Origin of the sequence: Sphingopyxis sp. A083 (assembly GCF_001468495.1) — a bacterium.
In the GTDB taxonomy this organism is placed as follows: domain Bacteria; phylum Pseudomonadota; class Alphaproteobacteria; order Sphingomonadales; family Sphingomonadaceae; genus Sphingopyxis; species Sphingopyxis terrae.
The window spans coordinates 1-12,545 of the sequence record NZ_LNSK01000002.1; the positions used below are offsets into that span (position 1 = coordinate 1).

General features: G+C 65.9%; 16 protein-coding genes and 1 other RNA gene. 7 read left to right on the forward strand and 10 right to left on the reverse strand.

What is annotated here, in order from left to right:
* Window positions 1–139: 139 nt before the first annotated feature.
* The 3 genes from ATE59_RS04185 to rpsD all read right to left on the reverse strand — a co-directional run bounded on the left by ATE59_RS04185 (window position 140) and on the right by rpsD (window position 3,567).
* On the reverse strand, window positions 140–1,126 hold the full coding sequence (locus ATE59_RS04185; RefSeq protein WP_058811313.1) for an agmatine deiminase family protein: 987 nt from the start codon (window positions 1,124–1,126) through the stop codon (window positions 140–142).
* A 14-nt stretch (window positions 1,127–1,140) separates the two neighbouring features.
* Complete coding sequence (locus tag ATE59_RS04190; protein WP_058811314.1) at window positions 1,141–2,838, reverse strand: M28 family metallopeptidase; 1,698 nt, start codon at window positions 2,836–2,838, stop codon at window positions 1,141–1,143.
* A 117-nt stretch (window positions 2,839–2,955) separates the two neighbouring features.
* Window positions 2,956–3,567, reverse strand: coding sequence for a 30S ribosomal protein S4 (gene rpsD, locus ATE59_RS04195; RefSeq protein WP_058811315.1), 612 nt, complete (start codon window positions 3,565–3,567; stop codon window positions 2,956–2,958).
* A gap of 198 nt (window positions 3,568–3,765) precedes the next feature.
* Here rpsD and ATE59_RS04200 point away from each other — a divergent pair, with 198 nt between their 5' ends.
* Entirely contained in the window at window positions 3,766–4,077 is a 312-nt protein-coding gene (locus ATE59_RS04200; protein WP_058811316.1) for a chorismate mutase, read from the forward strand.
* Window positions 4,078–4,084: 7 nt separating this feature from the next.
* Here the strand turns inward: ATE59_RS04200 and ATE59_RS04205 are convergent, their stop codons facing one another.
* From ATE59_RS04205 to rpiB, 6 genes are all read right to left on the reverse strand, one after another.
* On the reverse strand, window positions 4,085–4,300 hold the full coding sequence (locus ATE59_RS04205; protein ID WP_058811317.1) for a hypothetical protein: 216 nt from the start codon (window positions 4,298–4,300) through the stop codon (window positions 4,085–4,087).
* A gap of 110 nt (window positions 4,301–4,410) precedes the next feature.
* A complete protein-coding gene (locus ATE59_RS04210; RefSeq protein WP_062902256.1) occupies window positions 4,411–5,163 on the reverse strand; it encodes an RNA methyltransferase in 753 nt (250 codons plus the stop codon).
* 2 nt (window positions 5,164–5,165) lie between these two features.
* Window positions 5,166–5,630 carry a transcriptional regulator NrdR gene (gene nrdR, locus ATE59_RS04215; RefSeq protein ID WP_003044482.1) on the reverse strand — a complete coding sequence of 155 codons (465 nt, stop codon included), beginning with the start codon at window positions 5,628–5,630 and terminating at the stop codon, window positions 5,166–5,168.
* A 3-nt stretch (window positions 5,631–5,633) separates the two neighbouring features.
* Window positions 5,634–5,852, reverse strand: a complete 219-nt coding sequence (locus ATE59_RS04220) for a hypothetical protein (protein WP_058811319.1) — start codon at window positions 5,850–5,852, stop codon at window positions 5,634–5,636.
* A gap of 5 nt (window positions 5,853–5,857) precedes the next feature.
* The gene (gene glyA, locus ATE59_RS04225; protein WP_003044476.1) at window positions 5,858–7,165 is read right to left on the reverse strand and encodes a serine hydroxymethyltransferase; all 1,308 of its coding nucleotides are present in this window, start codon (window positions 7,163–7,165) and stop codon (window positions 5,858–5,860) included.
* Complete coding sequence (gene rpiB / locus ATE59_RS04230) at window positions 7,162–7,614, reverse strand: ribose 5-phosphate isomerase B (RefSeq protein WP_003044473.1); 453 nt, start codon at window positions 7,612–7,614, stop codon at window positions 7,162–7,164. The genes glyA and rpiB overlap by 4 nt, the downstream gene beginning before the upstream one ends.
* A 152-nt stretch (window positions 7,615–7,766) precedes the next feature.
* Here rpiB and ATE59_RS17970 point away from each other — a divergent pair, with 152 nt between their 5' ends.
* Entirely contained in the window at window positions 7,767–7,931 is a 165-nt protein-coding gene (locus ATE59_RS17970) for a hypothetical protein (RefSeq protein WP_003044469.1), read from the forward strand.
* 148 nt (window positions 7,932–8,079) lie between these two features.
* Here ATE59_RS17970 and ATE59_RS04235 read toward each other — a convergent pair whose 3' ends face one another.
* A complete protein-coding gene (locus tag ATE59_RS04235) occupies window positions 8,080–8,736 on the reverse strand; it encodes an alpha/beta hydrolase (RefSeq protein WP_003044467.1) in 657 nt (218 codons plus the stop codon).
* A gap of 211 nt (window positions 8,737–8,947) precedes the next feature.
* Here ATE59_RS04235 and ATE59_RS04240 point away from each other — a divergent pair, with 211 nt between their 5' ends.
* The 5 genes from ATE59_RS04240 (at window position 8,948) to ATE59_RS04255 (ending at window position 12,544) form a co-directional block, all read left to right on the forward strand.
* On the forward strand, window positions 8,948–10,033 hold the full coding sequence (locus tag ATE59_RS04240) for a cysteine desulfurase family protein (RefSeq protein ID WP_058811828.1): 1,086 nt from the start codon (window positions 8,948–8,950) through the stop codon (window positions 10,031–10,033).
* Complete coding sequence (locus ATE59_RS04245) at window positions 10,030–10,368, forward strand: 2Fe-2S iron-sulfur cluster-binding protein (protein ID WP_120694163.1); 339 nt, start codon at window positions 10,030–10,032, stop codon at window positions 10,366–10,368. The genes ATE59_RS04240 and ATE59_RS04245 overlap by 4 nt, the downstream gene beginning before the upstream one ends.
* On the forward strand, window positions 10,368–11,276 hold the full coding sequence (gene bla, locus ATE59_RS04250; RefSeq protein ID WP_058811321.1) for a class A beta-lactamase: 909 nt from the start codon (window positions 10,368–10,370) through the stop codon (window positions 11,274–11,276). Before ATE59_RS04245 ends, bla begins: the two co-directional genes overlap by 1 nt.
* Window positions 11,277–11,317: 41 nt before the next feature.
* Window positions 11,318–11,415, forward strand: an RNA gene (ffs, locus tag ATE59_RS17470) — signal recognition particle sRNA small type.
* 82 nt (window positions 11,416–11,497) lie between these two features.
* Entirely contained in the window at window positions 11,498–12,544 is a 1,047-nt protein-coding gene (locus ATE59_RS04255) for a hypothetical protein (protein ID WP_156416707.1), read from the forward strand.
* The last annotated feature ends 1 nt before the right edge of the window (window position 12,545 follow it).

Here is a 12,545-nt window from a genome sequence, read left to right on the forward strand (position 1 = left end):
CTACTGAGCCTTCCGGCTACGGTTCTCACCGCAGCGCTTCTTGCTCGCCGATTTAACTAAGATCCCACGGCTGACGGACAATGTCCGCTAACCACCCCAAAACCGACGCTTGCACCACCATCTGTGCCTACGCGTCGCCTCAGGCCGGCACCTGCTGGCTCGAGCAATGGAAGCTGCCGCCGCCGGCGATGATTCCGCGCGCTGGAACGCCGACGGCGCGGCGATCGGGGAACAGCGCCGCGAGCGCCTCGACCGCCGCAGCATCGTTGGCGACGCCATAGGTCGGGACGACAACAACCGTGTTGCCGATGTAGAAGTTCATATAGCTCGCCGCGACGATCTCGCCGTCCATCTCGACCCGGCCGGGCGAGGGGAGGTCGACGATCTCGATGCCGCCGAACGCCGCGGCGCGCGCGCGCGCATCCTCGTAAATATCGGTGTTGGGATCGTCACTGCCCGCCGCCACCACGGGCAAGGCCAGCCGCCCTTCGCCCACGAAGCGGGCGAGATTGTCGACATGGCCGTCGGTATGGTCGCCGACCAGCCCCTTGCCGAGCCACAGCAGGCGGTCGATGCCGAGCGACTGGTGCAGCCTTACGGCAATGTCCGCGCGCGTCAGAGACGGGTTGCGATTGATGTTGAGCAGGCATTCCTCGGTCGTGACGCAAAGTCCGGTGCCGTCGACGTCGATCCCGCCGCCTTCGAGCACCCAATCCTGCTCATCGACGGGCAGGCCGCTTTCCGCCGCCAGCGCCGCGCCGACTTCCTGATCGCCCGGCATGACGAATTTCTCGCCCCACCAGTTGAAACGAAAGTTGCGCGCGCGCCTTTTCAGGCCCGTTCCCACAATGATCGGCCCCGTGTCGCGCAGCCAGATGTCGCCGAGCGGCTGCACCAGGATGCGCACCCCGGGATCGACGAGAGCCGCCGCAATCTGCGCCTGTCGCTCGTCATTGACGACCAGCCGCACCTCCTCGCCGCGGCCGCCGTCGTGGACAACGTTGGCAAAAGCAGCGACATCGGCACGCGCCGCATCGATTTGCCCCGCCCACTCGTCATCGAGGTGCGGAAAGCCGATCCACACTGCGGCGTGCGGCGCCCATTCGGCGGGCATATGGAGCGTCATGGGCGCCGCCTCGCTTATTTGCCTTCGCGCGATTTGTCGCGCGCGGCGCGGAACTCGTCGCCTTCGTTCCAGTTGGGCCAGCTATCGGTCGATGCGAGCATCCGGCCCGCGGCATAATAGAGGCGGAGATCGGCGAGCATGCCGTCCCAATTCTTTATCGCCGCATATTCGTCGCCGGGCGCGTGGTAGCGGTTCTTCTCATAATCCTCGGCGGCCTTCTTGCCGGCGTCCTTGCCGCCCGCGACCAGATCTTCGCCGGCGCCGAAGTTGAAGAAGGGCACGCCGCGCTTGGCGAAGCTGAAGTGATCCGAGCGATAGTAGAAGCCCTTTTCGGGGGTCGGTTCATCGACAATCGTCACCTTCGCCGCCTTGGCGATCTTTTCCAGATAGGCGTCGAGCTGCGACTTGCCGCGGCCGACGACGACGATGTCCTTCGCGGGCCCATTGGGGTTGAGCGCGTCCATATTCACGCCGCCCACCGTCTGCGCGAGCGGGAACACCGGGTTCGCGGCATAATATTCCGATCCGAGCAGACCCGATTCCTCCGCCGTCACTGCCAGGAAAACGATGCTGCGATCGGGCGCGCCCGCCTTCTGATAGGCCTGCGCCAGCGTCACCAGCGCGGCGGTGCCGGTCGCATTATCGACGGCGCCGTTGCAGATATCGTCGCCGTTCACCGGGGTGCAGCGGCCAAGATGGTCCCAATGCGCGGTGTAGAGCACATATTCGTCGGGCCGCTTCTTGCCGGGCAGAATGCCGATGATGTTATGCGACAGCTTCTTGGAAATCTGATTGTCGAAGCTGAGCGACGCCTTGACGCCGGTGAGCGGAACGGCCTTGAAACCCTTCTTGCCCGCCGCTTCGCGCAGCGCGTCGAAGTCCTGCCCGGCGCTCGCGAACAATTCCTTCGCCTTGTCGAGCTGGATCCAGCCGTTGGCGGCAGTCTGATCGGCGCCGCCATCCTTCTTTTCGGCGAGATATTGGGTGCCGGTGTTGCTGCTTTCCACGACGTTCCAGCCATAAGCGGCGGGTTCGGTGTCGTGGACGATCAGCGCGGCGGCGGCGCCCTGACGCGCCGCTTCTTCATATTTGTAGCTCCAGCGGCCGTAATAGGTCATCGCGCGGCCGTTGAATTCGCCTTTGGCTTCCGGGGTTTGCCAGTCGGGGTCGTTGACGAGGATGACCACCGTCTTGCCCTTCACATCGAGCCCGGCATAATCGTTCCAGCCCTTTTCAGGCGCGTTGATGCCATAGCCGACGAAGACGACGTCGCTGTCCTTGATTTCGGTTTTCGGCTGCACACGATAGCTGAACGCGACATAATCCTTCGCATATTGCAGCGTGACCGGCGCCTTGCCGCCGGTGAAGCGCAGCGGCGTCGCATTCTTTGCGGTGATCTCGACCAGCGGGACTTCCTGCGTCCACTGGCCGTTGTTGCCGGGCTTCAGCCCCGCCGCCGCGAACTGGCTCGTCAGATAGGCGATCGTTTTTTCCTCGCCCTTCGTTCCGGGCGCGCGGCCTTCATAGGCATCCGACGACAATTCCTTGGCCACATCCTGCAAAGTCTGGAGCGACAAGTCGGGGAACTGGACATCGGGCAAGACGGCAACCGCGTCGGCCGCCGTGGCGCCGGTCGTCGGCGCATCGGCGTTGCACCCGGCGACGCCGAGCAGAACCGCAAGAGCTGCGGTGGTTCGGGGGAAGCGAAGCATGGAATTTCCTTGGATTTTCGTGTTCGACGAGGGGGCTTTTGCCAGCCGGGCCGCCCCGATGCAAGAAGGGCGGCCCTTTCGGACCGCCCCCTTGATGTCGCTTCGGTGGAAACCGGATCAGCGCGAATAGAATTCGACGACCAGATTGGGTTCCATCTTCACCGGATAGGGCACTTCGTCGAGCGTCGGCACGCGGACGAAGGTCGCCTTGGTGCCGTCGAGCGCCAGATATTCGGGCAGGTCGCGCTCGGGCAAGCTCTGCGCTTCGGCGACCAGCGCCATTTCCTGCGCCTTCTTGCCGAGGGTGACTTCGTCGCCCGGCTTCACGAGGCGGCTCGCGATGTTGCACTTCACGCCGTTCACATAGACGTGACCGTGGCTGACGAGCTGGCGCGCCGAGAAGATCGTCGGCGCGAGCTTGGCGCGATAGACGAGCGCGTCGAGGCGGCGTTCAAGCAGGCCGATCAGATTCTGGCCGGTGTCGCCCTTCATACGCGCGGCTTCGATATAGTTCTTCTTGAACTGCTTTTCGGTGATGTCGCCGTAATAGCCCTTGAGCTTCTGCTTGGCGCGGAGCTGGATGCCGAAGTCCGACATCTTGCCCTTGCGGCGCTGACCGTGCTGGCCGGGGCCATATTCGCGGCGGTTGACCGGGCTCTTCGGGCGACCCCAGATGTTTTCGCCCATCCGGCGGTCGAGTTTATACTTGGCGCTCTGGCGCTTCGACATTTGCGTCTCCAATTTGCTGTGTGCCGAAGGATTTCGGCGGGTCCCGGATCGCACCACAGGAACGATGTCCTGTGCGACCGCCGCTTCACCGGGGTGCGGGGTCAATTTGCGAAGGCGCGCGGTTAGACGGTAGGCGCGGCCGAGTCAAGTCGTGCCGGACGCTGGACGGCGCGCAAAAAGGCGCTAAAGGCAGCGCGCATGACCTCTGCCAAACTTCCCGACCAATGCGAAACCATGGCCGACGTGCGCGCCGGCGTTGATCAGGTCGACCGCGAGCTCGTCGCGCTGCTGGTGCGCCGGTTCGGCTATATGGACGCAGCGGCGCGGATCAAGACCGAGCGCAGCGCCGTTCGCGACGAGCCGCGCAAGGCGCAGGTGCTCGACAATGTTGCGCGCGAGGCCGAAAGCGCGGGCCTCGACCCGCAGCGTATCCGCGCGGTGTGGAACGAACTGGTCGAACAGTCGATCGCCTATGAGGCCGTCCGCTGGGACCGCCTGCGCGCCGACTGACCGTCGCTCAATTGGTGGCGGCGGTACCGGGCTTGTCGCCATCGGCGTGGGCATCGTCCTTTGGCGGTGCCGATTCGACGACGGTGCGGCAGATGCGCTTCGGCACCGCGCTGCCGGTGCTTTCGACCTTTTCGCAAATCTTCTTCGGCTTGGCCGACTTTGCCGGCGGAGGGGCTTCGGCTCCCGCCGCTGCAAGGGCGAGCGAAAGCATCAGGCTCATCATCTTCAGTCTACTCCCGGGGAGAGCCGCGTCGCAATTCTGCGGCGGCGGGCCAACGATGCTGCACCGCAGCACGATGCGAAGAAATTGTCAATTCCGTTGCGGCGGACGACTTACCGCGCGCGGGGCGTGCGGCCCAATATGGTCACGATCCCGTGCATCATCCGGATGTCGTTGTGCGACCAGCCGGTCTTCGTCAGCGCGGTGCGCAGCGTCCGCAGCGTTGCCTCGGTCCGTTCCTCGGGAAAGAAATAGCCGGCCTTGTCGAGGTCGCGGACGAAATGCTGGATCAACTCCTCTAGCTCGCCGTGCGGGGCGGGGGGATCGAGCGGGACGTCCGGCGGGCTGGCGAGCGCGATGCCTCCCTTGCCCCCGCTCGGGACATGCTTCGACCATTCATAGGCGAGCAGGATCACCGCCTGCGCCAGATTGAGCGATCCGAACTGGGGGTTGATCGGCACCGTGACGATGCTGTGGGCCAACGCGACGTCGTCGGTTTCCAGTCCCGAGCGCTCGGGCCCGAAGATATAGGCCGACCGTCCGGCGCTGGCATGAACCTGACTTGCCGCCTCTTCGGGCGTGAACACGGGCTTGGAAACCCCGCGCTTGCGCACGGTGGTCGCATAGATGGTCTGGCAATCGGCGACCGCATCGGCCAGCGTATTGAATACCTGCGCCTCGGCCAGCACCACGTCGGCCCCCGATGCGGCGGGCCCCGCATCGGGGTTCGGCCAGCCATCGCGCGGCGCGACGAGGCGCAGTTCGGTCAACCCGAAATTGAGCATCGCGCGCGCTGCCTTGCCGATATTCTCGCCAAGTTGGGGGCGCACGAGGACAATGACGGGGGGAGGGGCCAGATCCGTCACGGTCAGCCCTTCTTCGCCGCCTCGGTGATCGATGAGGCGAATTCCTCGAAATCCCGGGCTTCGGTGAAGTCGCGATAGACGCTGGCGAAGCGGATATAGGCGACATTGTCGAAGCCCTTGAGCGCCTCCATCACCATCGCGCCGATCTGCGTCGCCTGAACCTCGTTATCGCCCGAGGTTTCGAGCTGGCGCTGGATGCCCGACACCAGCCGTTCGATCCGCGCGCCATCGATCGGGCGTTTGCGGCACGCGATCTGGACGCTGCGCATCAGCTTTTCGCGGTCGAAGGGTTCGCGGCGGCCGTCGGCCTTGAGGACGGCAACTTCGCGCAACTGAATCCGCTCGAAGGTGGTGAAGCGCGCCCCGCAATCTTCGCACTGACGGCGGCGACGGATGGCGGCGCCGTCCTCGGTCGGGCGGCTATCCTTCACCTGGCTGTCTTCATGTCCGCAATAGGGGCAGCGCATGGGTTAGCGTTTCACCCGGCTATAGAGCGCGATCGCAGCGCCCGCGAACAGGCCGACCGGCCACGTCACGACGGGCAGCACCGCACCCGCGATCGCGCCGACGACGCCGCCCGTGATGACCGGCCGCGTCGAGGGATGGTCGATCCCCTGCTTGCCCATCGCCTTGACCTCTTCGATCGTCAGTTCGACCAGCGTCGGTTCTTCGGGGTGCTGCCGCGCCATCGCCCTTATCCCTGATAGATGGGGAAGCGTTCGCACAGCGCACGGACGCGTCCGCGGACATTCGCTTCAACATCGGCGTCGCCATGCTCGCCCTTGTCGCGCAGTGCTTCGAGCACGTCGGCGACCATGTCGCCGATTTCCTCGAACTCGGCGATCCCGAAGCCGCGCGTCGTGCCCGCGGGCGATCCGACGCGGATGCCGCTGGTCTTGACCGGCGGCAGCGGATCGAAGGGCACGCCATTCTTGTTGCAGGTGATCGCCGAGCGTTCGAGCGCTTCGTCAGCGTCGCGGCCAGTGATGCCGAGCGGGCGCAGGTCAATGAGCGCCAGATGCGTGTCGGTGCCGCCCGCGACGACGTCGGCGCCGCGCGCCTTCAACCGGTTGGCGAGCGCCTGCGCATTGGCGATCGTCGCCTTGGCATAGTCCTTGAACTCGGGGCGCAGCGCCTCGCCAAAGGCGACCGCCTTGGCGGCGATGACGTGCATCAGCGGGCCGCCCTGCAGGCCGGGGAACACCGCCGAGTTGATGCGCTTCGCAATCGCCTCGTCATTGGTCAGGATCATGCCGCCGCGCGGGCCGCGCAGCGTCTTGTGCGTCGTCGTGGTGACGACATGGGCATGTTCCATCGGCGAGGGGTGGGCGCCGCCGGCGACGAGGCCCGCGAAATGCGCCATATCGACCATCAGCAGCGCGCCGACATCATCGGCGATAGCGCGGAAGCGCGCGAAGTCGAGCGTGCGCGGATAGGCCGAGCCGCCCGCGATGATGAGCGCGGGGCGATGTTCCTTCGCCAGTGCCTCGACCTGGTCGAAATCGACCAGATGATCGTCGGCGCGCACGCCATACTGGACGGCGTTGAACCATTTGCCCGACATGGCAGGCGCCGCACCGTGGGTGAGGTGACCGCCGGCGTCGAGGCTCATGCCGAGGATCGTCGCGCCGGGCTTGGTCAGCGCGAGCATAACCGCTCCGTTCGCCTGCGCGCCCGAGTGCGGCTGGACGTTCGCGAAGTTGCAGTCGAAAAGCTGCTTCGCGCGATCGATCGCGAGCTGTTCGACTTCATCCGACGGCGCGCAGCCCTGATAATAGCGACGCCCCGGATAGCCTTCGGCATATTTGTTGGTGAAGACCGACCCCTGCGCCTCGAGCACCGCCTTGGAGACGATGTTTTCCGAAGCGATCAGTTCGATCTGATATTGTTCGCGTTCCAGCTCATGCTTCATCGCCGCGGCGACCGCAGGATCGGTGGCGGCGACGCCGTCGGTGAAATAGCCGGCCGATTTGATGGGCTTGTCGAGCGTGTCGGTGGTCATTGGCTGTTCTCCAGGACGGGCGGATGGGAAAGCTTGTCGACGCGGCGCGCGTGGCGGTCGCCGGCGAAGTCGGTGGTCAGGAAGGCGGTGACGCAGGCCTTGGCCATGTCGATGCCGGTCAGGCGCGCGCCCATCGCGATGACGTTCGCGTCATTATGTTCGCGGGCGAGCTTAGCCGAAAGCGGCTCGGACACCAGCGCGCAGCGGCACGCGGGGTTGCGGTTGACCGAGATCGAAATGCCTATGCCCGATCCGCACAGTGCGACGCCCTTGTCGGCGCTGCCATTGGCGACGGCATCGGCGAGGCGGTAGCCATAATCGGGATAATCGACGCTCTCGGGGCCGTGGGTGCCGAGGTCGGCAACCTCATGCCCTTCGCCGCGCAGCCAGTCGGCAAGCAGCGCCTTCAGGTCGGTGGCGGCATGGTCGGATGCAATGGCGATGCGCACGGGGCGTCTCCCGCTGGGGCCTTGAGGGAATCGGATGAGCGCGCTTTAGGCGAAGCGCCGCGGATTGGCCATAAGCGGCAGCGGCTTTTTCGCCGCTATTTTGTCACAAAGCGGGTTTGACCGGCCGGCCTGCCGCCCGTAGAGCGCCGGGCATGGGCGACACGCTGCTTTCGATCGTCATGCTGGGTGCAATTGCGCTGTTGGTCGGCGCGGTCATGGTGTTTCGCAGCGGCGACCGCCGCCGCGCGCTGCTGATGATCGTCGCGGCGCTGATCATGTTCGCCAATGTCGCGATCTGGCTGGTTCCGGTGAAATGATGTCGGTCCTCCCTGTCGCGCAGCGATGGGGAGGGGGACCGCTCGCGAAGCGAGTGGTGGAGGGGCGGCGGAGTCGCGCTATTTGCCCCTCCGTCAGCCCTTCAGGCTGCCACCTCCCCATGGCTTCGCCACAGGGAGGATTTGAAGCTCAGCGGATCGGTGAATCGGGCGCAAGCCGCATGTCGAGATAATTGTCGAGAGACTTCATCAGCTGATCGAGTTCATGTTCGAAGAAATGATTGGCGCGCGGAATCTCGTCGTGGTGGATGGTGATTCCCTTTTGGGTGCGCAGCTTGTCGACGAGCTTCTGGATCGCGCCCGGCGGGACGATTTCGTCCTGGCCGCCAGCAACGATGATACCCGACGACGGGCAGGGCGCGAGGAAGCTGAAGTCGTACATGTTCGCCGGCGGCGCGACCGACAGGAAGCCGCGGATTTCAGGGCGCCGCATCAGAAGCTGCATACCGATCCAGGCGCCGAAGCTAAAGCCGGCGACCCAGGTCGTCTGCGCCTCGGGGTGGATCGACTGGACCCAGTCGAGCGCCGCGGCCGCATCGGACAATTCGCCGATGCCATTGTCGAACGTGCCCTGGCTGCGGCCGACGCCGCGGAAGTTGAAGCGCAGCACGGCGAAGCCGCGCGCGACAAAGCTCTTGTACATCGCCTGGGTGATGCGGTCGTTCATCGTGCCGCCACCCTGCGGGTGCGGGTGGAGGATCAGCGCAACCGGTGCGCGCGGACGCGGCGGGGGCGAGAAACGACCTTCGATGCGGCCCTCGGGGCCGGGGAAAATGACGTCGGGCATGGAAGCACCTCTTATCTTTTTTGAGCTCCCGGCCGAATCGCCGGTTGGCGGGGTGGCGGAGCGAAGGTGGCGCCTATATAGAAAATAGGTCTCAACTTGCAACTTTTGCGAATCGTTCGCAATAGAAGGCGATTCTTGCTCTCGTTGGTCATCCGACGAGAAAGAGAGAGCGTCGCTCGACACCAACGCGATTAGCGGGCAAATGCCGCAAATGATCTACCTCGATTATCAGGCCACGACCCCGCTCGCTCCCGAAGCGCGCGAGGCGATGCTGCGATGGCTTGGCGATGACGGCGACAGCTTTGCGAACCCCGCGAGCACGCACAAGGCCGGGCGCGCGGCGGCGGCGGCGGTCGAGGTTGCGCGCGATCAGGTGGCGGCGCTGTTGCCGCGCGGAGGGCGCGTCATCTTCACGTCGGGCGCGACCGAGGCGCTGAACTGGGCGCTCTTCTGCGGTGCGCGCGCGATGCCCGGCGGGGTTGCGGGGCTCAGCATCGAACATGCCGCATCGCTCCAGTGCCTCGAGCGGCTGGACGCGGCGATCCTGCCGGTCGATGCGGCGGGGCTGGCGCTGCCGCCCGACGCGGCGCTGATTCCCGCAGGGGGCATCGTCGCGGCGATCCTGGTCAACAACGAGGTCGGGACGATCCAGCCGGTCGCCGATTTCGCGGCGGCGGCGCACGCGAAGAACAGCCTGCTGCTGTGCGACGCGGTACAGGGGTTCGGCCGCATCGCAATTCCCGAAGGGCCCGACCTGATCGCCGTATCGGCGCACAAGATTCACGGGCCCAAGGGGATCGGCGCGCTGTGGATTCGCGACGGCGTCGATCTGCCGCCGCTGATGCTGGGCGGCGCGCAGGAACAGGGGCTGCGATCGGGGACCGTCTCGCCCGCGCTCTGTGCAGGGTTCGGTGCGGCGGCGGCGCTGGCGGCCGACCGCCTGGAGGTTGACGCTGCGCATGTCGAGCGCCTGTGGTCGCTCGCAATGGACATGCTGCCCGAGTGGACGATCAACGGCGCCGAAAGCCAGCGCTATCACGGCAATCTCAATATCCGGCGCGAAGGGGTCAACGGGCTGCGGCTGATGTCCGATGCGCGCGGCGTCGCCTTTTCGTTGGGCAGCGCCTGTGGCAGCGGATCGGGCAAGGTCAGCCATGTGCTACGCGCGATGGGCATGAGCGAAGCCGACGCGCGCGCCTCCATCCGTCTCGGTTGGGGGCGCTATACGTCCGAACAGGCGTTGCGCGACGGGCTGAATGCCATCAAGGATGCGGTCCGCTTGCAGGGAGGGAATTGATGCGCGTCACCTTCATCCATGCCGATGGCAAGGGGCGCACCGAAGTCGTCGCGGAACCGGGTTCGATCCTGCTCGACGTGGCGCAGGCGCATATGATGCCGCTGGAAGGCACGTGCGAGGGGCAGATGGCCTGTTCGACCTGCCACGTCATCGTCGCGAAGGAGGATTTCGGCCGCCTGCCGCCCGCCAGCGAGATGGAGGAGGATATGCTCGATCTTGCCGCCGGGGTGCGCCGGACCAGCCGCCTGTCGTGCCAGATCGTACTGACTGAGGATCTCGACGGTCTGACCGTTCATATCCCGTCCGAAAGCCGCAACATGCAGGGGCCGCGCTGATGCGTCGCCGGCGCGCCGCGGGCCTTGCCCTGACGCTCGCCGCCGTCGTCACGCTGGCCGGGTGCGCGTCGTCGCCTGCCGCGACCAACAGCGCCCGCGACAGCGCGCAGGCGAGCGTCGCGAACCGGATCGCGGCACTGGAGAAGAAAAGCGGCGGTCGGCTGGGCGTTGCCGTTACCGACCAGTTCGGGAAGCTGATCGTCGGCCACCGCGCCGACGAGCGTTTTGCGATGTGCTCGACCTTCAAGCTGCTGCTCGCGGCACAAACGCTGACCGCGGCGAAGAATGGCGTGTCGCTGCGCACGCCGCTGCCCTTCACGCGCGCCGATCTGCTGCCGTACTCGCCGGGCGCCGAGCGCCTGCTCGATGCGGAGGGGAAGGGCGAATATCGTATCGGCTTCGCCGCCGAGGACGCCGTGGTGCTCAGCGACAATCTCGCTGCCAATCTGCTGCTCGATCATTTCGGCGGGCCGACCGCCTTCACCGATCATGTGCAGGCGACCGGCGATCTGGTGACGCGGCTCGACCGGGTGGAGCCCGAACTCAACGCCAATATTCCGGGCGATCCGCGCGATACCACCAGCCCTGCGGCGATGGCGAAGAGCGCCGCCGCCTATATCTTCGGCGACAAGCTCGACCCCGCCTATCGCACGATGCTGCGCGACTGGCTGGTCAAGAGCGAGACCGGGCTTGCGCGCATCCGCGCCGGCCTGCCCCGAACCTGGCACGTCGGCGACAAGACCGGGACGTGCGGCACCGCCTATAATGACGTGGCGTTCGTCGAGGAGCCGGGCGGCGACAAATATATGATCGCCGTCTATCTCGACCGCCCCGCGCTGAAGGGCGATGCCGCCAATGCGATCATCGCCGATGTTGCGCGCGCGGTGGCGGGCGACCGCACCGAATAGCCGCGCCGCTTGCAATTCGCGCCCGCCGCCGCCATATGCGCGCCGGGAGTCGGGCGGACGCAGTCTTCGCCAACCCGGTCAGGTCCGGAAGGAAGCAGCCGCAACGAATTCGCTGCGGGTCGTTCCGGCTCCCACCCATTTCCACCATTTTCGACCGAGCGGCGGCTTGACCGCCCGCAATTGCCAGCACACCCTGCGCGTCGCAGCAGGGGAGGATGGGCATGAGATATTTTGTTTCGGCCGGACTGGGCATGGCGGTCATGCTTGGCATGGGGGCGGTGCAGACCTCGACGGCGTATGAGATCAAACCGAAACAGCCCAATCATGAACGGCTGACCGCGCTGGCCGAGCGGTGCCTTGCTGCCGCCGCCGGTGCCTTGCCCAGCCATTGCCCGCTGCCCCGCACCGCGGCCGAGTTCGCGGCGACCGACATTGGCGGGTCGGTCTATGCCGATGCCGTCCGCTGGCCGGACGATCCGACGCGCCAGATCAGCGCGACGGGCCTGGGCAAGATTGCGGTCAACCTGGGCGCCGAACGCTGCAAGAAGCATGTCGGGCCGGGCAAGCCCTTTGGCGGCCTGATGTGCAACAGCCATTATGGCGCGCTGCAATTCCTGCACGCCATGCGCCCGACCGCGGGCGAGGCGCCATCCGAAACTCGCGCCAAGATTCTCGGCTGGACGCGCGCCGCCTTTTCCATCGCAACAGGGCAGGGCGTCGATGCGACGACGGGCTATTGCGCCTATTTCCGAAGCCAATCTCCGGCGCTTGCGGAGGCATTTGCGCCGCCCGGCTTTCCCTATTGCGACGACCGGACCAAAGGCGGGAAAAGCTATAAGGCGTGGCGCGTGCATACGCTGTTCACGCTCGAATGCCGCAATCCCGTCGCGTCAACCAAATGCAGCGAATTGACCGGCGACGCGGCCGCCGATCTGGCACGCAAGCGCGCGGCCGGGGCTTTGCTGCATCTGATCCAGGACAGTTTCTCGCAAAGCCATACGGCGCGGGGCGGCGCTTTTCCCGCCGGCCCCTACAGCGCTCGCGTCGTGTGCCTGCCGGTGCGCGAATATTATGATTATGCCCAGAATAGCGGCGTCCATCCGGCGGCCGACAAGGCGCCGACCTTCGACCTTGCCGGCTGCGCCGACGGGCCGGTGGCCGATCCGATCACCGCGTCGGCGCAGATGCTCTGGCTGATCGAGCAGCGCGCGAATCCCGATGCGGCGGTAAAGCTGATGGCGGAGGCGGTTCTGGGCGCGGCGACCTGAC